This is a genomic window from Allobosea sp. FG18 (genome assembly GCF_057809495.1).
This window is the reverse complement of the sequence record NZ_JBMDKB010000008.1, coordinates 25,750-47,455: the sequence shown is the minus strand read 5'-3', so window position 1 is coordinate 47,455 and position 21,706 is coordinate 25,750. Positions and strand designations below refer to the sequence as shown.

The 21,706-nt window shown below is 67.0% G+C and carries 19 protein-coding genes; 9 read left to right on the top strand and 10 right to left on the bottom strand.

The annotated features are described in order from the left end of the window. Nucleotide 1: 1 nt before the first annotated feature. From ACODTJ_RS10950 to ACODTJ_RS10940, 3 genes are all read right to left on the bottom strand, one after another. Nucleotides 2-1,567, bottom strand: coding sequence for a formate dehydrogenase beta subunit (locus ACODTJ_RS10950; protein ID WP_488848721.1), 1,566 nt, complete (start codon nucleotides 1,565-1,567; stop codon nucleotides 2-4). Beyond that, complete coding sequence (locus tag ACODTJ_RS10945; RefSeq protein ID WP_488848719.1) at nucleotides 1,564-2,040, bottom strand: NAD(P)H-dependent oxidoreductase subunit E; 477 nt, start codon at nucleotides 2,038-2,040, stop codon at nucleotides 1,564-1,566. The genes ACODTJ_RS10950 and ACODTJ_RS10945 overlap by 4 nt, the downstream gene beginning before the upstream one ends. 227 nt (nucleotides 2,041-2,267) lie before the next feature. Continuing rightward, complete coding sequence (locus ACODTJ_RS10940) at nucleotides 2,268-3,182, bottom strand: LysR family transcriptional regulator (RefSeq protein ID WP_488848717.1); 915 nt, start codon at nucleotides 3,180-3,182, stop codon at nucleotides 2,268-2,270. 209 nt (nucleotides 3,183-3,391) lie between these two features. Between ACODTJ_RS10940 and ACODTJ_RS10935 the strand changes: the two genes are divergently transcribed. Further along, nucleotides 3,392-4,423, top strand: coding sequence for an LLM class flavin-dependent oxidoreductase (locus ACODTJ_RS10935; RefSeq protein ID WP_488848716.1), 1,032 nt, complete (start codon nucleotides 3,392-3,394; stop codon nucleotides 4,421-4,423). 58 nt (nucleotides 4,424-4,481) lie between these two features. Here the strand turns inward: ACODTJ_RS10935 and ACODTJ_RS10930 are convergent, their stop codons facing one another. Further along, on the bottom strand, nucleotides 4,482-5,003 hold the full coding sequence (locus tag ACODTJ_RS10930; protein WP_488848713.1) for an Lrp/AsnC family transcriptional regulator: 522 nt from the start codon (nucleotides 5,001-5,003) through the stop codon (nucleotides 4,482-4,484). Between the two features lie 204 nt (nucleotides 5,004-5,207). Between ACODTJ_RS10930 and ACODTJ_RS10925 the strand changes: the two genes are divergently transcribed. The 5 genes from ACODTJ_RS10925 (at nucleotide 5,208) to ACODTJ_RS10905 (ending at nucleotide 10,744) form a co-directional block, all read left to right on the top strand. Continuing rightward, a complete protein-coding gene (locus tag ACODTJ_RS10925; protein ID WP_091858827.1) occupies nucleotides 5,208-6,467 on the top strand; it encodes a 3-methyl-2-oxobutanoate dehydrogenase (2-methylpropanoyl-transferring) subunit alpha in 1,260 nt (419 codons plus the stop codon). Nucleotides 6,468-6,471: 4 nt separating this feature from the next. After that, nucleotides 6,472-7,488 carry an alpha-ketoacid dehydrogenase subunit beta gene (locus tag ACODTJ_RS10920; protein WP_488848711.1) on the top strand — a complete coding sequence of 339 codons (1,017 nt, stop codon included), beginning with the start codon at nucleotides 6,472-6,474 and terminating at the stop codon, nucleotides 7,486-7,488. Continuing rightward, nucleotides 7,488-8,804 (top strand): dihydrolipoamide acetyltransferase family protein, encoded by a 1,317-nt coding sequence (locus ACODTJ_RS10915; protein ID WP_488848708.1) that lies wholly within the window; start codon nucleotides 7,488-7,490, stop codon nucleotides 8,802-8,804. The genes ACODTJ_RS10920 and ACODTJ_RS10915 overlap by 1 nt, the downstream gene beginning before the upstream one ends. A gap of 10 nt (nucleotides 8,805-8,814) precedes the next feature. Next, nucleotides 8,815-10,212: a dihydrolipoyl dehydrogenase gene (gene lpdA / locus ACODTJ_RS10910; RefSeq protein ID WP_488848705.1), complete on the top strand. Its 1,398-nt coding sequence runs from the start codon at nucleotides 8,815-8,817 to the stop codon at nucleotides 10,210-10,212. Between the two features lie 124 nt (nucleotides 10,213-10,336). After that, nucleotides 10,337-10,744 carry a DUF983 domain-containing protein gene (locus tag ACODTJ_RS10905; RefSeq protein WP_488848703.1) on the top strand — a complete coding sequence of 136 codons (408 nt, stop codon included), beginning with the start codon at nucleotides 10,337-10,339 and terminating at the stop codon, nucleotides 10,742-10,744. 15 nt (nucleotides 10,745-10,759) lie between these two features. Here ACODTJ_RS10905 and ACODTJ_RS10900 read toward each other — a convergent pair whose 3' ends face one another. Beyond that, the gene (locus ACODTJ_RS10900; protein WP_488848702.1) at nucleotides 10,760-12,121 is read right to left on the bottom strand and encodes an aminotransferase-like domain-containing protein; all 1,362 of its coding nucleotides are present in this window, start codon (nucleotides 12,119-12,121) and stop codon (nucleotides 10,760-10,762) included. 169 nt (nucleotides 12,122-12,290) lie between these two features. Between ACODTJ_RS10900 and ACODTJ_RS10895 the strand changes: the two genes are divergently transcribed. Beyond that, complete coding sequence (locus ACODTJ_RS10895; RefSeq protein WP_488848700.1) at nucleotides 12,291-12,779, top strand: Lrp/AsnC family transcriptional regulator; 489 nt, start codon at nucleotides 12,291-12,293, stop codon at nucleotides 12,777-12,779. Between the two features lie 15 nt (nucleotides 12,780-12,794). On the opposite strand, the gene mgrA is transcribed toward ACODTJ_RS10895, so the two are convergent. From mgrA to ACODTJ_RS10880, 3 genes are all read right to left on the bottom strand, one after another. Further along, the gene (mgrA, locus tag ACODTJ_RS10890; protein ID WP_488848698.1) at nucleotides 12,795-13,817 is read right to left on the bottom strand and encodes an L-glyceraldehyde 3-phosphate reductase; all 1,023 of its coding nucleotides are present in this window, start codon (nucleotides 13,815-13,817) and stop codon (nucleotides 12,795-12,797) included. A 93-nt stretch (nucleotides 13,818-13,910) separates the two neighbouring features. Further along, nucleotides 13,911-15,341, bottom strand: a complete 1,431-nt coding sequence (locus ACODTJ_RS10885; RefSeq protein ID WP_488848696.1) for an aldehyde dehydrogenase family protein — start codon at nucleotides 15,339-15,341, stop codon at nucleotides 13,911-13,913. A 414-nt stretch (nucleotides 15,342-15,755) separates the two neighbouring features. Further along, a complete protein-coding gene (locus ACODTJ_RS10880; RefSeq protein WP_293799244.1) occupies nucleotides 15,756-16,193 on the bottom strand; it encodes an Lrp/AsnC family transcriptional regulator in 438 nt (145 codons plus the stop codon). Nucleotides 16,194-16,321: 128 nt separating this feature from the next. On the opposite strand from ACODTJ_RS10880, the gene ocd reads away from it, so the two are divergent. Then, the gene (ocd, locus tag ACODTJ_RS10875; protein ID WP_454658432.1) at nucleotides 16,322-17,380 is read left to right on the top strand and encodes an ornithine cyclodeaminase; all 1,059 of its coding nucleotides are present in this window, start codon (nucleotides 16,322-16,324) and stop codon (nucleotides 17,378-17,380) included. Nucleotides 17,381-17,383: 3 nt separating this feature from the next. Here ocd and ACODTJ_RS10870 read toward each other — a convergent pair whose 3' ends face one another. Together ACODTJ_RS10870 and ilvA are read right to left on the bottom strand one after the other, a co-directional pair. Then, nucleotides 17,384-18,262 carry a LysR family transcriptional regulator gene (locus tag ACODTJ_RS10870; RefSeq protein ID WP_454658431.1) on the bottom strand — a complete coding sequence of 293 codons (879 nt, stop codon included), beginning with the start codon at nucleotides 18,260-18,262 and terminating at the stop codon, nucleotides 17,384-17,386. A 19-nt stretch (nucleotides 18,263-18,281) separates the two neighbouring features. Beyond that, nucleotides 18,282-19,808, bottom strand: a complete 1,527-nt coding sequence (ilvA, locus tag ACODTJ_RS10865) for a threonine ammonia-lyase, biosynthetic (RefSeq protein ID WP_454658430.1) — start codon at nucleotides 19,806-19,808, stop codon at nucleotides 18,282-18,284. A gap of 191 nt (nucleotides 19,809-19,999) precedes the next feature. Here ilvA and ggt point away from each other — a divergent pair, with 191 nt between their 5' ends. Continuing rightward, on the top strand, nucleotides 20,000-21,595 hold the full coding sequence (gene ggt, locus ACODTJ_RS10860; RefSeq protein WP_454658429.1) for a gamma-glutamyltransferase: 1,596 nt from the start codon (nucleotides 20,000-20,002) through the stop codon (nucleotides 21,593-21,595). The last annotated feature ends 111 nt before the right edge of the window (nucleotides 21,596-21,706 follow it).

Here is a 21,706-nt window from a genome sequence, read left to right as displayed (position 1 = left end):
CTCACTCGGCCGCCAGCGGCAGCGGAGGACGGTCGAAATCCTCGGGAAAATGATTGAGCGCGCTCAGCACCGGCATCGGGGTCAGCCCGCCCATCGCGCAGAGCGAGGCGTCGGTCATCAGCTTCGAGAGATCGCGCAGCACGGCGATGTTCTTCGGCACCTCGGCACCGGCCATGATGCGGTCCATCACCTCGACGCCGCGCGTCGCGCCGATGCGGCAGGGCGTGCACTTGCCGCAGCTTTCCTTGGCGCAGAATTCGAAGGCGAAGCGCGCCTGCTTGGCCATGTCGACGCTGTCGTCGAACACGACGATGCCGCCATGGCCGAGCATCGCGCGCATGGCCGCGAGCGCCTCGTAATCCATCTGCACGTCGAGCTGTTCGGCGGTCAGATAGGCGCCGAGCGGCCCACCGACCTGCACGGCCCTGATCGGCCGTCCCGAGAGCGTGCCGCCGCCCATGTCCTCGATGATCTCGCGCAAGGAGATACCGAAGGCGAGCTCGATCAGCCCGCCGCGCTTGACATTGCCGCCGAGCTGGACCGGCAGCGTGCCGCGCGAGCGACCCATGCCGTAATCCGCATAGGCCTGCGCGCCATGATCCATGATCCAGGGTACGGCGGCGAAGGAGAGCACGTTGTTGACGACGGTCGGCTTGCCGAAGAGCCCCTGCAGCGCCGGCAGCGGCGGCTTGGCCCGGACGACGGCGCGCTTGCCTTCGAGGCTTTCGAGCAGCGAGGTCTCCTCGCCGCAGATATAGGCGCCGGCGCCGAGCCTGACTTCGAGATGGAAGGCGTGCTCCGAGCCCAGCACCGAAGCGCCAATCAATCCGGCGGCTTCCGCCTTCAGGATCGCGCGTTGCAGCGTGCCATGGGCATGCGGGTATTCCGAGCGCAGATAGATGTAGCCGCGTGTCGCACCAACGGCGACGGCTGCGATAGTCATGCCCTCGATCACGAGATAGGGGTCGCCTTCGAACAGCATGCGGTCGGCGAAGGTGCCGCTGTCGCCCTCGTCGGCATTGCAGACGATGTATTTCTGCTCCGCCTTGGCGTCGTGGACCGTCTTCCACTTGATCCCAGTCGGGAAGCCGGCGCCGCCGCGCCCGCGCAGGCCCGATGCCTTCACCGCCTCGACGATTTCGCCGCCGGTCAGGGCCAGCGCCTTCTCCAGCCCCTTGAAGCCGCCGAGCGCCCGGTAATCGGCGATGGAGAGCGGGTCGGTGATGCCGACGCGCTCGAAGGTGAGACGCTGCTGGCGCTTCATCCAGTCGAGTTCCTCGGTCTTGCCGAGGCGCAAGGGATGGGCTCCGCCCGAGACGAGGCCGGCGTCGAAGAGCGAGGGTACGTCCTTGGCCGCGACCGGCCCGTAGGCGATGCGGCCCTCCGTCGTCTCGACCTCGACCAGCGGTTCCAGCCAGAGCATGCCGCGCGAGCCGTTGCGGATGATCTCGACGGCAAGTCCGCGCGCCATGGCTTCGCTGGCAACGGCCTGCGCGACGGCTTCCGCGCCGACCGAGAGGGCGGCGGCGTCGATGGGGACGAAGATGCGAACCGGGGTGGCGCTCATGAATGCGCCTTTCCGTGCTGGCAGAGCCCGGCGATGCGGGCGGCATCGACGCGCCCGATCAATTCGCCATCGACCAGGGCGGACGGCCCGAGCGCGCAATTGCCAAGACAATACACCGTTTCGACGATGGCGTCGCCCGCATGGTGATCGCCGACGGCGATACCATACGTGTGGGCGAGCTGGGCGACGACGCTTTCGCAGCCCAGTGCCTGGCAGGCCTCCGCCCGGCAGAGCTTGATAATGCGCGCCGGCTGCGGGGCGGTCTTGAAGTCATGATAGAAGGAGATCGCGCCATGAACCTCGGCGCGCGACAGGTTCAACACGTCCGCGATCAAAGGCACGGCCTGCGGGTCGACATAGCCGAACTCGTCCTGAAGGGCGTGCAGCATCGGCAGCGTCGCGCCTTCGAGATGCGCCAAACCGGCGACGATCATGCGTGCGCTGTCCTGATCCCAGGCCGGATAACCCGCCATCTTTCCTCCATAGGCCCGGTTCGCCGGACGTTCGTTAAGGGAAGGGTGGTCGAAACTGGAATGATTTCAAATCGATTCTTTCAACTGCATGATAGTCTGCAGCTATCAATCCGCGCGATGTGAGGTCGCTATTCCTCCAGCAACGGCTGGCGCTGCTCTGAAAGTTGCACGAAGTGCCCATTTTGCGCTGCACAATGCTGCGGCGCTTCTACGACGATAGGCGAAGGCTATCGTATGATGGGTCGCCGAGGCAGCCCGGCGTCAGTCACTGGCTTCGTCATCATCAGGAGGTTGCGCGCGAGCGGCGCCACCGGCTGCCGATCCGCCACGATCAGCCCGATCGTGCGCTGCGCTTCCGGCTCGACCAGCGACAGCGCCCGGGTACCGAGCGGCACGCCGAAGAACTCCAGCAACTGCAGCGAGACGATGCTGGCGACGCCCTGGATGCCGGCATGGGAGCACAGGTTGAAGATCGAATTGGTCTCGATGACCGGGCGCGGCGCCGTGCCGACCGAGCGGAAGATGCCGTCGATGATCCGCCGGTTCTGCATGTCGCTGGTCAGCAGGCAGAGCTTCTGCTCGGCCGCCTCGACCCAGGTGATGGTGTCGCGATCGCCGAACGGCCCGTCCTCGCGCGTCAGCAGCACATAGGCTTCCTGATAGATCGGCTTCGAGATCACCCGGTCGAGCGGTTCGTTGTCGAGATAGGTCAGCCCCACATCGAGCTCGAAATTGTCGATGCCCTCCTGGATCTCCTGCGAGGTCAGCGAGAGCACGGTCAGCGACACCGCCGGATAGCGATCCGAGAATGGCGCGGTGATATGGGCGATCATCGGCAATGCGGTCGGGATCGCGCCGAGCCGGATGCGGCCGGAGACGCCCTCGCGCAGTTCGGCGATCGAATCCTTCATCACCTCGGCCTCGGCCAGGATGCGCCTGGCATGGGCGAGCACGACCTCGCCCTCCTTGGTGAAGCCCTGGAAGCGCCGTCCGCGCTCGACGATCAGCACGCCAAGCTCTTCCTCGATCTGCGCGATCGCGGCCGAGAGCGTCGGCTGCGAGACATGGCAGGCCTCGGCCGCGCGGCGGAAATGCTTTTCGCGGGCGAGCGCGTCGAGATAGACCAGTTGGCGAATGATCATGGCGTCGGCTCGGAGGCGGCAGATGGTGCCGCGCGCCCGAGCATCGGCAGCTTGGGCGGGCGATGCAAGCGCGGCGGTTGCATTCCTGCAAACAGGCTGTTGCTGGCGGGGCAACGCCTGGAGAATTGCGCTAGGGCAATCCCGACCCTAACTCCCGCAGGCCGGGATGGCCGGCAGGCAGAGGGCCGCGTCGCGGCCTCGGGATGATCATGGCACAGGAACTGGAATTCGGGCTCGACACCTTCGGCGACGTCACCAACGGGGCGGACGGCAAGCCGCTGCCGCATGCGCAGGTGATCCGCAACCTGGTCGACGAAGCCGTCCTGGCTGATCAGGTCGGCATCGACTTCTTTGGTGTCGGTGAGCATCATCGCGCCGATTTTGCGGTCTCTTCGCCGGAGACGGTGCTGGCGGGCATGGCCACGCGCACCAGCCGGATCAAGCTGGGTTCCGCCGTCACCGTGTTGAGCTCGGACGATCCGATCCGCGTCTTCCAGCGCTTCTCGACGGTCGATGCGCTCTCGAACGGGCGCGCCGAGGTCATCCTCGGCCGGGGCTCCTTCACCGAGTCCTTCCCGCTCTTCGGGCTCGATCTGCGCGACTACGAGAAGCTGTTCGAGGAGAAGCTCGACCTCTTCGCCGGCCTGCTGCCGCAGGAGCCTTTGACCTGGCAGGGCTCGATCCGCCCGCCGCTGAAGGACCAGCTCGTCTATCCGTCGGTCGAGAACGGCCCGCTCAAGACCTGGATCGGTGTCGGCGGCAGTCCGGAATCGGTGGTCCGCGCAGTGCGCTACGACCTGCCGATGATGCTCGCCATCATCGGCGGCGACCCGCTGCGCTTCAAGCCGTTCGTGGATCTGTACCACCGCGCCTATGGACAGATCGGCAAGCCGGCCAAACCGGTCGGCGTGCACTCGCCCGGCTATGTCGCGGCGACCGACGAGCAGGCCAAGGAGGAGTTCTTCCCGGCCTTCAAGGCTAACCGCGACCGCATCGGCGCCGAGCGCGGCTGGCCGCCGATGAGCCGCGAGGATTTCGAGCAGGAGGTCGCGCGCGGCTCGCTCTATCTCGGCTCGCCCGAGACGGTGGCCCGCAAGATCGCCGCGACAGCCAAGGGGCTGGGCATCGCCCGCTTCCAGCTCAAGTACAGCGCCGGCCCGCTGGCGCATGAGAAGGCGATGGAGTGCATCCGGCTCTACGGCGAGAAGGTCGTGCCGCTGGTGCGGGAGATGCTGGCCTGAAGCGTTCATAAAGGCCGTCATGTTCGGCTCAAGCCCGAGCATGACGGCGTTTGAATGCTTACCCCGCAACTTTCAGCGGATCGACCGACAGCGTCCGCTTCAGCGCCCTGAGCCCGAAGGTCGTCCGCGTCTGGCGTACGCCCGGAATGCGGTAGATCGTTCCGCGCAGGAAGCGCTCGTAATGGTCGGTGCCGCTGACCACGACCTTGGCGAGATAATCGTATTCGCCGGTGACCAGATGGGCCTCGACCACCTCCGGCGCCCGGTTCAGCGCTTCGCCGCATTGGTCGAGCACCTTGTCGTCATGCTTGTCGAGTGTGATCTCGACGAAGACGACGTTGTTATAGCCGAGCGCCTTGTGGTCGAGCAGCGCGACATATTTCTCGATCGCGCCGGACTCCTCCAGTCGCTTCACCCGCGTCCAGCACGGAGATGGCGAAAGCCCCACCTTTTCGGCCAGTGCCTGCGTGGTCAGGCGCCCGTCGTCCCGCAACGCAGCGAGAATCTTGCGATCGATCAGATCGAGAGCAGGACCGTTCTGGCTCTTTTTGTTCTTCGGGAAATCCTTCTGAAAATTCATTCTATAGCGGTAGTTTCTTCTGTCAGATTTCGCCCTTTCCCGCAAATTCGGAATGAACCTCTGGACCGTCCCCGCTAGCGTTGGTTGCAAGGGGAACGATCGCCGGCCGGCTGTGCGTCCTGCCGCATCTCTGAAGAGCGCCACAGGCGCTTGCGGGATGCGCGCGAAGGCGAAATGCTGGTGGCGTCAGGGATGGAGGCGCTCATGAGCAGCGACAAGTCAGGCCAAGCGCCGGCAGCAACCCAGCCACTGCAGTTCCATGTCCCCAAACCGGCGAGCCGTCCGGGCGAGAAGCCCGACTTCTCGCATGTCGTGATCCCGAAGGCGGGCTCGGTGGCGCGGCCGCCGGTCGATGTCGATCCCAAGGATATCCGCGACCTCGCCTATTCGATCATCCGTGTGCTCAACCGCGAGGGCGAGGCGGTCGGCCCTTGGGTGCCCGATCTCTCGCATGAGGACCTGATCCGCGGCCTGCGCCACATGATGACGCTGCGCACCTTCGACGGGCGCATGCAGATGGCGCAGCGCCAGGGCAAGACCTCGTTCTACATGCAGCACACCGGCGAGGAGGCGGTGTCTTGCGCCTTCCGCATCGCGCTCCAGCCCGGCGACATGAACTTTCCGACCTATCGCCAGGCCGGCCTGCTGATCGCGCACGACTATCCGCTCGTCGACATGATGTGCCAGATCTACTCGAACGAGCGCGACCCGATGAAGGGCCGGCAATTGCCGGTGATGTACTCCTCCAAGGAGCACGGCTTCTTCTCGATCTCGGGCAATCTCGCGACCCAATACGTGCAGGCCGTCGGCTGGGCGATGGCCTCGGCGATCAAGAACGACACCCGCATCGCCGCCGCCTGGATCGGTGACGGCTCGACGGCGGAATCGGATTTCCATGCGGCGCTCGTCTTCGCCTCGACCTACAAGGCGCCGGTCGTCCTCAACGTCGTCAACAACCAGTGGGCGATCTCGACCTTCCAGGGCATCGCGCGCGGTGGCTCCGGCACCTTCGCGGCGCGCGGGCTCGGTTTCGGCATCCCGGCCTTGCGCGTCGATGGCAACGACTACCTCGCGGTCTATGCCGTCGCGCAATGGGCGGTCGAGCGCGCCCGCCGCAATCTCGGTCCGACGCTGGTCGAGTACGTCACCTATCGCGCCGGTGCCCATTCCACATCGGACGACCCGTCCGCCTACCGGCCCAAGCACGAATCCGACGACTGGCCGCTTGGCGATCCGCTGATCCGGCTGAAGCAGCACCTGATCGCGGTCGGCGCCTGGTCGGAGGAACGCCACAAGCAGGCAGAGGCCGAAATCCTCGCCACCGTCATCGCCGCGCAGAAGGAGGCCGAGAGCTTCGGCACCCTGCATTCCGGGGGCAAGCCCTCGGCGCGCGACATCTTCGAGGACGTCTATGCGGAACTCCCGCCGCATCTGCGCCGCCAGCGCCAGCAGATCGGAGTCTGACGCCATGGCCAAGATGACGATGATCGAGGCGATCCGCTCCGCCATGGACGTCTCCATGGGCCGCGATGACGATGTCGTGGTCTTCGGCGAGGACGTCGGCTTCTTCGGCGGCGTCTTCCGCTGCACTCACGGTTTGCAGCAGAAATACGGGATGTCCCGCTGCTTCGATGCGCCGATCAGCGAGGCCGGCATTGTTGGCACCGCGATCGGCATGGCCTCTTACGGCCTCAAGCCCTGCATCGAGATCCAGTTCGCCGACTACATGTACCCGGCCTATGACCAGATCGTCTCGGAGGCCGCCCGCCTGCGCTACCGTTCGGCCGGCGATTTCACCTGCCCGATGGTGATCCGCATGCCGACCGGCGGCGGCATCTTCGGCGGCCAGACCCATAGCCAGAGCCCGGAAGCGCTCTTCACCCATGTCTCCGGCCTGAAGACGATCGTTCCGTCTAATCCCTACGACGCCAAGGGCCTGCTGATCGCGGCGATCGAGGACCCCGACCCGGTGATCTTCCTCGAACCGAAGCGGCTCTATAACGGCCCCTTCGACGGCCATCACGACCGGCCCGTCACGGCCTGGTCGAAGCATGAGCTCTCCGAGGTGCCGGAAGGCCATTACACCGTGCCGCTCGGCAAGGCGGTGACGCGGCGCGAGGGCTCGGCCGTCACCATCCTCGCCTATGGCACCATGGTTCATGTCGCGCTGGCCGCCGCCGAGGATACCGGCATCGATGCCGAGGTCATCGACCTGCGCACCCTCGTCCCGCTCGATCTCGAGGCGATCGTTGCCTCGGTCCAGAAGACCGGCCGCTGCATCGTGCTGCATGAGGCGACGCTCACATCCGGCTTCGGCGGCGAGCTGACGGCGCTGGTGCAGGAGCACTGCTTCTATCATCTGGAGGCGCCGGTCATGCGCGTCACCGGTTGGGACACGCCCTATCCGCATGCGCAGGAATGGGACTATTTCCCCGGGCCCGCTCGCCTTGGACAGGCGCTGCGCGACATCATGGAGGCACGCTGATGGCCGAGCGCATCATCAAGCTGCCGGATGTCGGCGAGGGCATCGCGGAAGCCGAGCTCGTCGAGTGGCACGTCAAGGTCGGCGACATCGTCCGCGAGGACGACCTGCTCGCCGCCGTGATGACCGACAAGGCGACGGTGGAGATTCCCTCGCCGGTCGAGGGCGAAGTCACCTGGGTCGGCGCCGAGGTCGGTGACACCGTCGCGATCGGTTCGGCCATCGTGAAGTTGAAGGTTGCAGGGGAGAGCGGCGCGGCGGCGGAGCAATCCGTCGCGGACGAGGGCGCGCAAGAAGCCCCGGCCGACAAGCCAGCCGCGCCGCCGGCCCCGCCCAAGGCGGCCAAGCCCGCGGCACCCGCTGCCGCGGCCAAGCCTGCCTCACCGCCTCAGCCGGCTCCCAAGCCCGTGCGCGCTGACGCAGCTCCTGCCCAGCGCCGTGCGCCGGGCGAGAAGCCGCTGGCTTCGCCGGCCGTGCGCCTGAAGGCGCGCGAGGCCGGGGTCGATCTGCGCCAGGTCCAGGGTACCGGACCCGCTGGCCGTATCACCCATCAGGATATCGACGCCTTCCTGTTGCGCGGCCCCGAGCCGGCGCGCGGCGGTGGGCTTGTCGAGCAGAGCGCCGTCACCGAGGTCAAGGTCGTCGGCCTGCGTCGCCGCATCGCCGAGAAGATGGCGCTGTCGAAATCGCGCATCCCGCACATCACCATCGTCGAGGAGATCAACGTCTCGCCGCTGGAGGATTTGCGCGCGACGCTGAACAAGAAGCCGACGCCGGAGCGGCCGAAGCTGACGCTGCTGCCCTTCCTGATGCGCGCCATGGTCAAGGCGCTCGCCGAGCAGCCGGCGCTGAACGCGCTCTACGACGACGAGGCCGGCATCGTGCGCCAGCATGCCGCGATCAATATCGGCATCGCCACGCAGACGCCGACCGGCCTGATCGTGCCGGTGGTCAAGCATGCCGAGGCGCGCGACCTCTGGGGCTGCGGCATCGAGCTCGCCCGCCTCGCCGAGCGCGGCCGCGACGGCACCGCGACGCGAGACGAGCTGACCGGCTCGACCATCACCATCACCTCGCTCGGTGCGCTCGGCGGCATCGCGACGACGCCGGTGATCAATTATCCGGAAGTCGCCATCGTCGGCGTCAACAAAATGGTTGTGCGCCCGGTCTGGGACGGCACCACCTTCGTGCCGCGCAAGATGATGAACCTCTCCTCCAGCTTCGACCACCGCGTCATCGATGGCTGGGACGCCGCCGTCTTCGTGCAGCGGCTGAAGGAGCTGCTGGAGAACCCGGCCACGCTCTTCGTGGACATCTGAGGAGCGTGCCATGACCGAAATCACCTGCAAGCTCCTCGTCATCGGCGCCGGCCCCGGCGGCTATGTCTGCGCCATCCGCGCCGGCCAGCTCGGCATCGACACCGTCATCGTCGAGAGCACCAAGCTCGGCGGTTCCTGCCTCAATGTCGGCTGCATCCCCTCCAAGGCGATGATCCATGTCGCTGAGGAATTCGAGAAGGCGGCCGAGGCTGCCGCCGGCAAGACGCCCTTCGGCCTGACCGCGGCCGAGCCGAAGCTCGACCTGAAGCAGGCCGTGGTCTGGAAGGACGGCATCGTCCAGCGCCTCAACAACGGCGTCGCCGGCCTGCTGCGCAAGGCCAAGGTCAAGATCGTCCATGGCAAGGCCCGCTTCCGCGACGGCAAGACCGTGGTCGTCGAGACCGAGACCGGCCCGAAGACGATCCAGGCCGAGGCGATCGTCATCGCGACCGGCTCGGCGCCTGTCGAACTGCCCTTCCTGCCCTTCGGCGGGAACGTGATCTCCTCGACCGGCGCGCTGGCGCTGACCGAGGTTCCCAAGCGCCTCGTCGTGGTCGGCGGTGGCTATATCGGGTTGGAACTCGGCACTGCTTTCGCCAAGCTCGGCGCCAAGGTCACGGTCGTCGAGGCGCAGGACAAGATCCTGCCGCTCTACGATGCGGAGCTGACCGGCCCCATCTCCAAGCGTCTGACCGCGCTCGGCGTCGAGGTGCTGACCGGAGCCAAGGCGCTCGGCCCGACGCCCAAGGGCGACGGCCTGCGCATTGAGACGGCGGACGGCAAGGAGCGCAGCCTGCCGGCCGACAAGATCCTGGTCACGGTCGGCCGCAAGCCGGTCACGGATGGCCTCGGGCTCGAAAACCTCGTGCTCGACATGGATGGCCGCTTCATCCGCATCGGCGAGCGTTGCGAGACCGCGATGCGCGGCATCTATGCCATCGGTGACGTCACCGGCGAGCCGATGCTGGCGCATCGCGCCATGGCGCAGGGCGAAATGGTGGCGGAGATCGTCGCCGGCCTGCCGCGCGCCTGGGACAAGCGCGGCATCGCGGCGATCTGCTTCACCGATCCCGAGATCGTCTCGGTCGGCCTCTCGCCGGACGAGGCCAAGCGTGCCGGCCATGAGCTGAAGATCGGCCAGTTCCCCTTCGCCGCGAATGGCCGCGCCATGACCCGCCATGCCGAGGCCGGCTTCGTCCGCGTCGTCGCGCAGGCCGGCAGCGAACTGGTGCTCGGCATCCAGGCGGTGGGGCAGGGCGTCTCGGAGCTCTCGGCAGCCTTCGGCCTCGCGATCGAGATGGGTGCGACCTTGCAGGACATCGCCGGCACGATCCACGCCCATCCGACGCTGGGCGAGGCCTTCCCGGAAGCGGCGATGAAGGCGCTCGGCCACGCGCTGCATATCTGAGCGCTGCCCGCGACCGATCCGCGCAGGCAGCCAGCTAAGATGCATACAATCTTGACATTGTCTGCATCGGGCGCGATCTGAAGGGCGACGCCGAACGAACGGCGCCGTCCCGAGGAGACATTCCATGTCCGGCGAGCACTGGCCGCCACTCTCTCCGCTCCAGACCGGCCTGCGCGCCCGCTGCCCGCGCTGCGGGCAGGGCAAGATGTTCGAGGGCTTTCTGAAGCTGAAGCCGAAATGCGAGAATTGCGGCCTGGATTATGCCTTCGCCGACCCCGCGGATGGCCCGGCCTTCTTCGTGATGATGTTCCTTTGCATTCCGGCGGTGGCCTTCCCGCTCTGGCTGGAGCTGAACTACAACCCGCCGACCTGGGTGCATCTGGTCACGACATTGCCGCTGATCCTGGCGACCTGCATCCCGCCCCTGCAGCCGCTCAAGGGCTGGCTGATCGCCTCGCAATATTTCCACAAGGCCGAGGAAGGCCGGCTCGCCCGACCGGTGCCGCAGGACAAGCCTGTCGTCTCGAACTGAGGCGGCCCGGCGCGCTCAGTGCCCGTCGCGGATCAATCCGGCGAGCAGGCCGAGCGCTTCCGCCAATCGCGCTCGCTCAGGGATCGCGCCTAGCGCGATCCGGATCGCGTCTGGCGCCGCGCCGCCCGTGCTGAACGCATCGGCGGCCATCACGCCGAGCCCGGCCAGGCGGGCGCGCTCGATCAGGCTGTCGCGCTTCCAATGCGGCGGGAGGGGCTGCCAGACATGCAGGGCATGGGGGTGGCTCTGCATCGTGGCGGGCAGAATTCCCCGCGCCAGCGACTGCCGCTCGGCCGCCTCGCGCCGCACGCCCTCAAGCAAGTCCTTGGCGGCGCCGATCCTGATCCAGTGCGCTGCAAGTGCCGTCATCAGGGGCGCGGGCATCAGCGCCGTTGCGCGTAGCGCGGCGAGAAATGGCGCATTGTCGCTTCCTTCCGGCATGACGACGAAGGCCGTGCGCAAGCCAGGCGTCAGCGTCTTCGACAGCGTCGCGACATGCCAGGTCCGTTCCGGCGCCAGCGCGGCCAGCGGAGCCGGCGCATCGCCGGCGAGCAAGCTGTAGGGGTCATCCTCGATCAGGATGAGGCCGTGCTGGCGTGCGACGGCGACGAGTTCCTGCCGGCGTCTTTTCGGAACCGTGACGCATGTCGGGTTCTGCAGCGTCGGCGTCAAAGCGAACAGCCGTGCGCCGGAGCGCTCGGCAACCTGGTCGAGCGCCTCCGGCAATGGACCATCGGCATCGGTCGCCACGGATGCGATGGCGAGCCCGCGCTGCCTCGCTGCACCGATCAGGCCCGGATAGGTCAGCGGCTCCATCAGGACCGCGTCGCCGGGCCGGGCCAATAGCGAGAGCAGGGCATTGAGCGCGGTCTGCGCTCCCGGCACCACGGCAATGCGCTGCGGCGGGATCGCGCCCATCAGAGGCGACAGCCATGCGGCCCCGGCCGCGCGCTCCGCCAGCGAACCCGCGCCGCCATGATAGTTCATCAACTGGTCGGCATCGCTGCGCGCCAGGATTTCGGCGATGCCGCGCTGCATCAGCTCGCCCAGCCGCAGGCCCTTCGGCGCCGGCGGGATCGTCATGCTGAGATCGAGCGGCGGGCCCTCCTGCTCCTGCCGCGCCGAGATGAAGGAGCCGCGCCCGGTCACCGCATCGATCAAACCGCGCTCGCGCGCCTCGCCGAAGGCGCGCGTGACCGTGGTCAGGTCGACCGCGAGATGCTCGGCCAGTCGCCGTTGCGGCGGGAGGCGATCGCCCGGCCGCAGCAGCCCGCTCGCGACGGCCTGTTCGAGCTGGGTAACGATCTGCAGGTAGCGCGGCCCCGCTGCCGGATCGAGCCGGCCGGCCCAGTGAAGCCCGTCATCGTTGTCGGCCATCGCCAAATTGATTTCCATACATTCGTTGGATTGTAGGTATCGCATAGCGCGGCCGGGCTTTCAGCGCCAGTGCCATGCCGTCGCTGCCGTCGGCCTTCGCGAAGCTGCCGGTGGTGGCGGGATTGTTCTCCTGTCATAGAGCGGTCTCAGCCGGGACCGGAGACATGGTATGGCACGCCTGCGCCTCGATGCGCTCGACCGCAAGATCATCGCGGAATTGCAGATCAATTCGCGCCTCTCGGTGCAGGATCTGGCCGAGCGCGTGGGCCTGTCGGCCTCGCCCTGCGCGCGGCGGATCCGCATCCTGGAGGAGGCCGGGGTCATCACCGGCTACGCCGCGATCATCGACCAGACCAAGGTCGGCCTGCCGATCAGCGTCTTCGTCTCGATCAAGCTGGAGCGCCAGCGCGAGGACGAGCTCGACCGCTTCTCGCAGGCCGTGGCGCGCTGGCCCGAGGTGGTCGATTGCTACCTGATGACCGGCCAGCGCGATTATCTCATGCGCATCGTCGTGCGCGATCTGCCGGCCTATGAGCGCTTCCTCAAGGACAAGCTCACCCGCCTCGACGGCGTCGCCTCGATCGAGTCGAGCTTCGCGCTGGGGCAGGTGAAGCGTTCCAGTGCCTTGCCGATCGCGGTGGTGCCGGAGGAGGAATGACGGCGATGGAGCGGTCTACCGCTCCGCCGAAGCCGCCCAGATATTGATCCCGCCATCGACGGCATGCTTGTCGATCGCGGCAAGCTCCTCGGCCGCGAATTCCGGGTTCTTCAGCGCCGCGACGCAATCCGTCACCTGCTCCGGCCGGCTCGCGCCGATCAGCGCTGAAGTAACCCGCCCGCCGCGCAGCACCCAGGCGATCGCCATCTGCGCGAGGCTCTGGCCACGCGCCGCCGCGATCTCGTTCAACGCCGCGATGCTCTTGAGATTGGCCTCGCTGAGGAAGCCGTCGCGGAAGGAGGGCGCCTTCTTGTCGGCGCGGCTGCCGGCCGGCACTCCTTTCAGGTACTTGTCGGTCAGCATGCCCTGCGCCAGCGGCGAGAACACGATCGAGCCGATGCCCTCCGCGTCGAGCGTGTCGAGCAGGCCATCCTGCTCGATCCAGCGGTTGAGCATCGAATAGCTCGGCTGGTGGATCAGGCAGGGCGTGCCGAGCCGGCGCAGGATCGCGACCGCTTCCTGCGTGCGCTTGGCGTTGTAGGAGGACAGGCCGACATAGAGCGCCTTGCCCTGGCGCACGATGGAATCGAGCGCGCCCATCGTCTCCTCCAGCGGCGTGTTCGGGTCGAAGCGGTGCGAATAGAAGATGTCGACATAGTCGAGCTTCATCCGCTTCAGGCTCTGGTCGAGGCTGGAGATCAGGTATTTGCGGCTGCCCCATTCGCCATAGGGGCCGGGCCACATCCGGTAGCCGGCCTTCGTCGAGATCACGAGCTCGTCGCGATAGCCGGCGAAATCCTGGCCGAGGATTTCGCCGAAAGCGGTCTCGGCCGAGCCGGGCGGGGGCCCGTAATTATTGGCGAGGTCGAAATGAGTGATGCCGAGATCGAAAGCCGTGCGGCAGATCTCGCGCATGTTCGCGTGGCTCCCGGTCTCGCCGAAATTCTGCCAGAGGCCGAGCGAGAGCGCGGGCAATTGCAAGCCGCTGCGGCCGCAGCGGTTGTAGCGCATCGCGTCATAGCGGTTCGGATTGACCATGGCTCAAGCTCTCAATCGATTGAAACGGACATAAAATGAAGGCCCGGTGGCTTCGCGTCCACCGGGCCTCGTTGTCGTCAGGCGTCTATCCGATCAGGCCGCGGCGTAGCCGACCGTGCCCTTGATCTCGAGGAATTCCTCGAGGCCGAAATCGGCATATTCGCGGCCGTTGCCGGACTGCTTGTAGCCACCGAAGGGCGCGCCGGCGTCCCAGGCCGGATAGTTGATGTAGACATTGCCTGCGCGCATCTGGCCCGCGACCTTGCGGGCGCGCTCCTGCGAGCCGGACTGGACATAGGCGGCCAGGCCATAGGGCGTGTCGTTGGCGCGCGAGACCACTTCGTCGTCGCTCTTGTAAGGCAGGATCGACAGCACGGGGCCGAAGATCTCCTCGCGGGCGATCGTCATCTCGTCGGTGACGCCGCCGAACACGGTCGGGCGGACATAATAGCCGCGGTTCAGGCCTTCCGGACGGCCGGCGCCGCCGGTGACCAGCGTCGCGCCTTCCTTGATGCCGGCCTCGATCAGGCGCTGCACCTTCTCGTACTGCGCCTCGCTGACGACCGGGCCGAGGAAGACGCCGTCCGCCGAGGGAGCGCCGACCTTGAGCGGCTCGGCCACCTGCTTGGCGATCGCGAGGGCTTCCTCATGCAGCTTCTCCGGCACGAACATCCGGGTCGGCGCGTTGCAGGACTGGCCCGAGTTGCGCATCACGCTCTCGACGCCGAGCTTCACCGACTTCTTCAGGTCGGCATCGTCCAGGATGATGTTGGCCGACTTGCCGCCGAGCTCCTGATGCACGCGCTTGACCGTATCCGCCGCCGCCTTGGCGACGAGGATGCCGGCGCGCGTCGAGCCGGTGAAGGAGACCATGTCGACGCCCGGATGGCGCGAGATCGCCTCGCCGACCGTCGGGCCGTCGCCGTTGACGAGGTTGAACACGCCCTTCGGCACGCCGGCCTCTTCCATCGCCTCGGCGAAGATGATGGCGTTGAGCGGCGCGATCTCGGAGGGTTTCAGCACCATGGTGCAGCCGGCGGCGAGCGCGGGCGCGACCTTGCACATGATCTGGTTGAGCGGCCAGTTCCACGGCGTGATCATGCCGACGACGCCGATCGGCTCCTTGGCGATGAGTGTGGTGCCGCGCAGCTCCTCGAACTCGAAGTTCTCGAGGGTCTCGATCATCTTGGCGAGATGGGCGGTACCCTTCGCGGCCTGCGCCCGGTGGGCCAGTTCCTTCGGCGCGCCCATCTCGCGCGAGAGGATGTTGGCGATGTCGTCGTAGCGCTTCTTGTAGGCCTCGGCGAGGCGGCGCATCAGCGCCAGGCGCTCGGCCTTGGAGGTCGCGGCGAAGGCCGGGAAGGCGGCGCGGGCGGCGGCGACCGCCTTGTCGACATCGGCCTGTTCGCCGAGCGCGATCGTGGCGAAGACCTCCTCGTTCGACGGATCGATCACGCCGAGCGTGCGATTGCCGGACGGCTTCACCCACTGGCCGTCGATGTAGAATTCGAGCTCATGCGCCATGGTCTGGTCTCCTGCCTTAGTCTTGGCTCGGGGGCGCGGACAACCTGCCGGAAGCGGCCGGATATCGATGCCCCGAGCGGGAACTGTGGGTGTCCGACGCGAGCGGGCGGCCTTGCGCGATCATGCATCGCCGGCCGCCACCAACGCTTTATCCGACGGAGCACAACGTTAGGGGGCGGATGCGCGCCTGTCACGGGGCGCTGCGCCGCGTTTGCGGATGGCCGCCATGCAGCGGCGCTTCTTGTGGGCATGTGGTGGGGGCGACTTTCGCCTGATCCTCGGCGTCATCCCGGACAAGCCGCGTTAGCGGCGCCGATCCGGGATCCATTCCGGAACCCCATTTGGAAAGGCTCCGGAATGGATCCCGGGTCTACGCTTCGCTACGCCCGGGACGACGATGGAGGTTGAGTCCGCTCAGAGCCGCGCCTTGACGCTGCGCGGCGTCGCCAGCAGCAGGCTGGTCTCGCTGTTGGTGACGCCGGGGATCATGCGGATGCGGCGGAGCACCTGGTCGAAGGCGATCAGGTCGGAGGTGCCGAGCTCGACCACGAGGTCCCAGTTGCCGTTGGTGGTGTGGATGCTGGAGACCTCGGTGAAGCCGGAGAGCGCGTCGATCACCGAATCCGCCGCCTGGCCCGCGATCTCGATCATGGTGATGCCGCGCACGGGCAGGTCGATCGCATCCGAGCGCAGGATCACCGTGAAGCCGATGATCTCGCCGGATTGCTCCAGCTTCTCCAGCCGCGCCCGCACCGTCGCCCGCGTCAGGCCGAGATCGGCGGCGAGGTCCGAGATGCTGCGGCGCCCGTCATGGCGCAGCAGGGTGATGAGCTTGCGGTCGAGATCGTCCATTGTCCGAAATGGATAGATGACTTTGCCATATCGATCAATCTTGGTCCCGATCTGGTCATTTTGGCTTCTATCGCCTGCCGCCGAAAACAGGGACAATCGCTCCTTCAACGAGAACAGCGCGGGGAAACATGATTCAGCAGCTCAACGTCGTGCCTTTCGTCAGCGTCGACCACATGATGAAGCTGGTCCATGCGATCGGTATCGAGCGGATGCTGTCCGAGATCGCGGGTTACATCGAGGATGATTTCCGGCGCTGGGAAATCTTCGACAAGACCCCGCGCATCGCCTCGCATAGCCTCGAAGGCGTGATCGAACTGATGCCGACCAGCGACGGCAAGCTCTACGGCTTCAAATACGTCAACGGCCACCCGAAGAACATGAAGGCCGGCCTGCAGACGGTCACGGCCTTCGGCCTGCTCTCGGATGTCGCGACCGGCTATCCCGTCCTGCTCTCCGAGATGACCATCCTGACCGCGCTACGCACGGCGGCAATGTCGGCGGTGGCGGCGAAGCATCTCGCCCCGAAGAACGCGTCGACCATGGCGATCATCGGCAATGGCGCGCAGTCCGAGTTCCAGGCTTTCGCCTTCCGCGCGATCCTCGGTATCGAGAACTTGCGCCTTTACGATGTCGATCCCGCCGCGACCGAGAAATGCGCCCGCAATCTTGCGCGCCACGGCTTCAGGATCACCCGCTGCGCCACCGCGATGGAAGCGGTCGAGGGTGCCGGGATCGTCACCACCGTCACGGCCGACAAGCAATACGCGACGATCTTGACCGACAACATGGTCGGCGCCGGCATCCATATCAACGCGGTCGGCGGCGACTGCCCCGGCAAGACCGAGATCCATCGCGACGTGCTGCTGCGCTCGTCGATCTTCGTCGAATATCCCCCGCAGACCCGCATCGAGGGCGATATCCAGCAGCTCGACGCCGACCATCCGGTCGAGGAGCTCTGGAAGGTCATTGCTGGCACGGCTCAGGGTCGCACTGATAACAGCCAGATCACCATGTTCGACTCGGTCGGCTTCGCGATCGAGGATTTTTCGGCGCTGCGCTATGTCTATGAGCGCATCCGCGAGGCCGGCACCTATGTCGATCTCGACCTGATCGCCGACCCCGACGATTCCCGTGATCTGTTCGGCATGCTGATGCGCGCCGCGCCGGGCGCCGCCGCCGCGGCCTGAGCGTCAGCCAGCCTGACTGAGCGCGAGGAACGCCGCCGCCGCTTTGGCGAGGTAGCGTTCCTTGTGGCGCAAGGCGAGGAAGCGGCGCTTCGGCAGCGGCAGCGCCACCGTGGCGAGGCGCCCGGCGGCGATGGCATTGGCTGCGACGAGCCGCGAGATCGCGGTCGCGCCTGCGCCGGAGGCGACGGCGGCGCAGATCGCCTCGTTGGACGGCAGTTCCAGCGCTACGGTGAGATCGTTCGCGGCGAGGCCGAATGCCGGCAGTGCCGCCTCGAACATCGCTCGCGTCCCCGAGCCCGCTTCGCGCAGGACCCAGGCACCTTGCGACAGCTCTTGGGCTGGGGGGACGGTCTTTGTCCAGGGATGGCCGGTCGGCACGACGATGACGAGTTCGTCTTCATCCACCGCCGTCATGGCCAGAGCCGGGTCGTCGATCTCGCCTTCGATGAAGCCGAGATCGGCCACGCCGTCACGGATGGCGGCACTCACCGTCTCCGTGTTCCCGATCGCGAGCGAGACGGTGATGCCGGGGTGCTCGCGGCGGAAGCGCTGGATCAGCGGCGGCAGCCAGTAATTGGCAACCGTCTGACTCGCCATCAGGGCGAGCGAGCCGCGCGCCAAGCCCGAGAGATCGGCGAGCACGGCTTCCGCCGCCGCGGCCCGCGCCAGTACCGCGCGGGCCTCGATCAGGAAGAGCTTGCCGGCTTCGGTCAGGGCGATCCGCCGGCCGATCCGGTCGAACAGCTTGGTCGCGTAGCGCGCCTCCAGCGTCGTGATCGCGGAACTGACCGCCGATTGCGTGAGGTTGAGGGCGCGGGCGCCCTGCGTCAGGTGCTCGCGCTCGGCGACGGCGACGAAGATGCGAAGCTGTTCGAGCGTCATGCTTCCATCCTACGCGGATTCACGGAGCCGGCATCTCCGCCAGGAACGAGAGATAGGCCGGGTTGTCGCTCTCGCTCCAATAGGGATAGCCGAGCGCATCGAGCCGCTTGGCAAGCTGGCCGCGCTGGGCAGGCGGAATCTGGATGCCGGCGAGGATGCGGCCGTAATCGGCGCCGTGGTTGCGGTAGTGGAACAGCGAGATGTTCCAGTCGGCCGAGAGGCTGTTGAGGAACTTCAGCAGTGCGCCCGGCCGCTCCGGAAACTGGAAGCGGAAGATCAGTTCGTCGCCGAGCCCCGGCGCCTTGCCGCCTACCATGTAGCGGATATGCAGCTTGGCGAGCTCGTTGTCGCTCATGTCGAGTACGGGATAGCCGTGCTCGGACAGCATCGCGATGATCTGGCGCTTCTCGGCATCGCCCTCCGAAAGCTGGACGCCGACGAAGATGCGCGCGGCTTTCGGATCGGAATAGCGGTAGTTGAATTCAGTGATCGCGCGCCGGCCGAGCAACTCGATGAAGGCACGATAGGCGCCGGGCTTCTCCGGGATGGTCACCGCCAGCAACGCCTCGCGATGCTCGCCGATCTCGGCCCGCTCGGCGATATGGCGCAGCCGGTCGAAATTCATGTTGGCGCCGCTGTTGATCGCGATCAGCGCGCCGGTGCGCTTCGCTTCGCGCACCGCATAGGCCTTGAGGCCCGCGAGGCTGACCGCGCCCGAAGGCTCGGCGATGGCGCGGGTATCCTCGAAGATGTCCTTCACCGCCGCGCAGATCTCGTCGGTCGAGACGGTGACGACTTCGTCGAGCAGTTCGCGGCAGAGCCTGAACGTCTCCTCGCCGGCCTGCCGCACCGCGACGCCGTCGGCGAAGAGCCCGACCTGATCGAGCACGACGCGCTCGCCCGCCGCGATGGCGCCGGCCATGGAGGCGGCGTCTTCCGGCTCGACGCCGATCACCTTGATCTCGGGCCGCAGGAACTTGGCGTAGACCGCGACGCCGGCCGCGAGCCCGCCGCCGCCGATCGGCACGAAGATCGCCTCGATCGGCTCGGAATGCTGGCGCAGGATTTCCATGCCGACCGTGCCCTGGCCGGCGATGACATCCGGGTCGTCATAGGGATGGACGAAGGTCAGACCCTTCTCGGCTTCGAGCTTGCGGGCATGGCCGTAGGCCTCGTCGAAGCTCTCGCCATGCAGCACGACGCGCCCGCCGAGGCTGCGCACCGCCTGAACCTTGATGTCCGGCGTGGTGCGCGGCATCACGATGGTCGCCTTGATGCCGAGCTTCTTTGCCGCCAGCGCCACGCCCTGCGCATGATTGCCGGCGGAGGCGCAGATCACGCCGCGCTCGGCCTCGACCGTGGAGAGACCCGCGATCTTGTTGTAGGCGCCGCGCAGCTTGAACGAGAAGACGGGCTGCAGATCCTCGCGCTTGAGGAGCGCGCTGCCGCCGAGCCGGGCGGACAGGCGCGGCAGCGGATCGAGCGGGCTTTCGATCGCAACGTCATAGACGCGCGCCCCGATGATCTTGCGGATGTAGTCTTGCATGGCCGGCCCGTCCTTCGGACGCGGCGATAGTCCTCCATGCCGGGATGTCAACCGCGACAGTTGCGTGCGGCGAGGGGCAGCCGGCGTCGGCCATGCGTCGGGCGGGATTGCCAAGCCCCCGGCCGGCGCGCCAAAGCGTTGGGTGAAACAAGGTGCCGCGCAGCGATGGCGCCGCAGAGGTGGAGACGGGCATGAGCTGGGGCGTTCGCGATTTCATGGTGCCGGGCCGCCCGGTTGCGGTCGGCGATCGCGGCATGGCGGCGACTTCGCATCCGGCCTCGACGTTGGCCGCAGTCGAAATCCTGCGCAATGGCGGCAACGCCATCGACGCGGCAATAGCGGCCGTCGCCGTCCAGGCGGTGGTCGATCCGCACATGACCGGTATCGGCGGCGACTGCTTCGCGATCTATGCCCCGGCCAATGGCAAGATGGTCGCGATCAACGGCTCGGGCCGCTCGGCCGCCAAGGCCGAGCTCGGCTGGTTCCTCGATCAGGGCATGACCGCGATCGCGGCGGATTCGCCCCACGCCGTCACGGTGCCCGGCGCCATCGACGCCTGGTGCCGCCTTGTCGCCGACCATGGCAGCAAGAGCCTGGACGAGATCTTCGCGCCCGCGATCCGCGCCGCCGAGGAAGGCTTCGTGGTGACGCCGCGCGTCGCGCTCGACTGGGCCAAGGCGCGTGGCCGCATCGAGAAGCACGGCCTCGGCAATGCCGTCTATCTGCCGGGCGGCAATCCCCCGGCCGTCGGTGACAAGATGGTCCATCCCGCGCTCGGCAACATGCTGCGCCGCATCGCCCGCGAGGGCCGCTCGGCCTTCTACGAGGGCGAGCTGGCTCAGGACATGGTCTCCGTGCTGAACGCGGCCGGCAGCCTGATCAGCCTCGAGGATTTCGCCGCCTCGAAGCCGGATTATGTCGATCCGATCGGCGCCGATTATCGCGGCCACCGCCTCTGGGAATGCCCGCCGAACGGCCAGGGCATCGCGGCGCTGCTGATCGCGCGCATCCTCGAAGGCTTCGACATGAAGGACGGGAAGCTCGGCGAGGCCGACCGCATCCATCTGCTCGCCGAGGCCAGCAAGGCCGCCTACCGCCAGCGCGATGCGCTGGTCGCCGACCCGGCTGTCAGCCCCTTCGACACGGAAGCCTTCCTCTCCGACCAGTTCGTCGGCCGCATCCGCCAGCAGATCAGCCTGGAGAAGGCGGCGGCGCCCGAAGTCTTCGACATGCCCCTGCACAAGGACACGATCTATCTCTGCGTCGTCGACGGCCAGGGCAACATGGTCTCCTTCATCAACTCGCTGTTCTCCGCCTTCGGCAGCGGCATCTACGCGGCGAAGGCCGGCGTCATGCTGCAGAACCGCGGCTCGGGCTTCCGCCTGATCGAGGGCCATCCCAACGCCATCGCCCCGCGCAAGCGCCCGTTCCACACGATCATTCCGGGCATGCTCGCCAAGGACGGCAAGCCGATCATGCCGTTCGGCGTGATGGGCGGCCAGTACCAGTCGACCGGCCATGCCCATTTCCTCTCCGGCATCCTCGACCGCGGTTTCGACCCGCAGCAGGCCTCGGATGCGCCGCGCAGCTTCGCCTATGACGGCAAGCTCTCGCTGGAGACGACGATCCCCGCCAGCATCGCCGCCGACCTGAAGGCGCGCGGCCATGACGTGGTCTGGTCCGAGGAGCCGCTCGGCGGCTGTCAGGCGATCTGGGTCGACCACAAGCGCGGCGTGATGTTCGGCGCCTCCGACCACCGCAAGGACGGCTTCGCGCTGGCGGTGTGAGGCTGCCGGATTCGCTGGGAACCACGGTGTCATCCCGGACGGAACGCAGCGGAGCTCCGGGATCCATCGTAGAGCGCAGCGCCTTTCGATGGATCCCGGGACAAGCCCGGG

What these genes read in the sequence shown, in the direction of transcription:
- ACODTJ_RS10950 (WP_488848721.1), bottom strand. Translation starts at nt 1,567, where the DNA reads ATGAGCGCCACCCCGGTTCGCATCTTCGTCCCCATCGACGCCGCCGCC.
- ACODTJ_RS10945 (WP_488848719.1), bottom strand. Translation starts at nt 2,040, where the DNA reads ATGGCGGGTTATCCGGCCTGGGATCAGGACAGCGCACGCATGATCGTC.
- ACODTJ_RS10940 (WP_488848717.1), bottom strand. Translation starts at nt 3,182, where the DNA reads ATGATCATTCGCCAACTGGTCTATCTCGACGCGCTCGCCCGCGAAAAG.
- ACODTJ_RS10935 (WP_488848716.1), top strand. Translation starts at nt 3,392, where the DNA reads ATGGCACAGGAACTGGAATTCGGGCTCGACACCTTCGGCGACGTCACC.
- ACODTJ_RS10930 (WP_488848713.1), bottom strand. Translation starts at nt 5,003, where the DNA reads ATGAATTTTCAGAAGGATTTCCCGAAGAACAAAAAGAGCCAGAACGGT.
- ACODTJ_RS10925 (WP_091858827.1), top strand. Translation starts at nt 5,208, where the DNA reads ATGAGCAGCGACAAGTCAGGCCAAGCGCCGGCAGCAACCCAGCCACTG.
- ACODTJ_RS10920 (WP_488848711.1), top strand. Translation starts at nt 6,472, where the DNA reads ATGGCCAAGATGACGATGATCGAGGCGATCCGCTCCGCCATGGACGTC.
- ACODTJ_RS10915 (WP_488848708.1), top strand. Translation starts at nt 7,488, where the DNA reads ATGGCCGAGCGCATCATCAAGCTGCCGGATGTCGGCGAGGGCATCGCG.
- lpdA (WP_488848705.1), top strand. Translation starts at nt 8,815, where the DNA reads ATGACCGAAATCACCTGCAAGCTCCTCGTCATCGGCGCCGGCCCCGGC.
- ACODTJ_RS10905 (WP_488848703.1), top strand. Translation starts at nt 10,337, where the DNA reads ATGTCCGGCGAGCACTGGCCGCCACTCTCTCCGCTCCAGACCGGCCTG.
- ACODTJ_RS10900 (WP_488848702.1), bottom strand. Translation starts at nt 12,121, where the DNA reads ATGGCCGACAACGATGACGGGCTTCACTGGGCCGGCCGGCTCGATCCG.
- ACODTJ_RS10895 (WP_488848700.1), top strand. Translation starts at nt 12,291, where the DNA reads ATGGCACGCCTGCGCCTCGATGCGCTCGACCGCAAGATCATCGCGGAA.
- mgrA (WP_488848698.1), bottom strand. Translation starts at nt 13,817, where the DNA reads ATGGTCAATCCGAACCGCTATGACGCGATGCGCTACAACCGCTGCGGC.
- ACODTJ_RS10885 (WP_488848696.1), bottom strand. Translation starts at nt 15,341, where the DNA reads ATGGCGCATGAGCTCGAATTCTACATCGACGGCCAGTGGGTGAAGCCG.
- ACODTJ_RS10880 (WP_293799244.1), bottom strand. Translation starts at nt 16,193, where the DNA reads ATGGACGATCTCGACCGCAAGCTCATCACCCTGCTGCGCCATGACGGG.
- ocd (WP_454658432.1), top strand. Translation starts at nt 16,322, where the DNA reads ATGATTCAGCAGCTCAACGTCGTGCCTTTCGTCAGCGTCGACCACATG.
- ACODTJ_RS10870 (WP_454658431.1), bottom strand. Translation starts at nt 18,262, where the DNA reads ATGACGCTCGAACAGCTTCGCATCTTCGTCGCCGTCGCCGAGCGCGAG.
- ilvA (WP_454658430.1), bottom strand. Translation starts at nt 19,808, where the DNA reads ATGCAAGACTACATCCGCAAGATCATCGGGGCGCGCGTCTATGACGTT.
- ggt (WP_454658429.1), top strand. Translation starts at nt 20,000, where the DNA reads ATGAGCTGGGGCGTTCGCGATTTCATGGTGCCGGGCCGCCCGGTTGCG.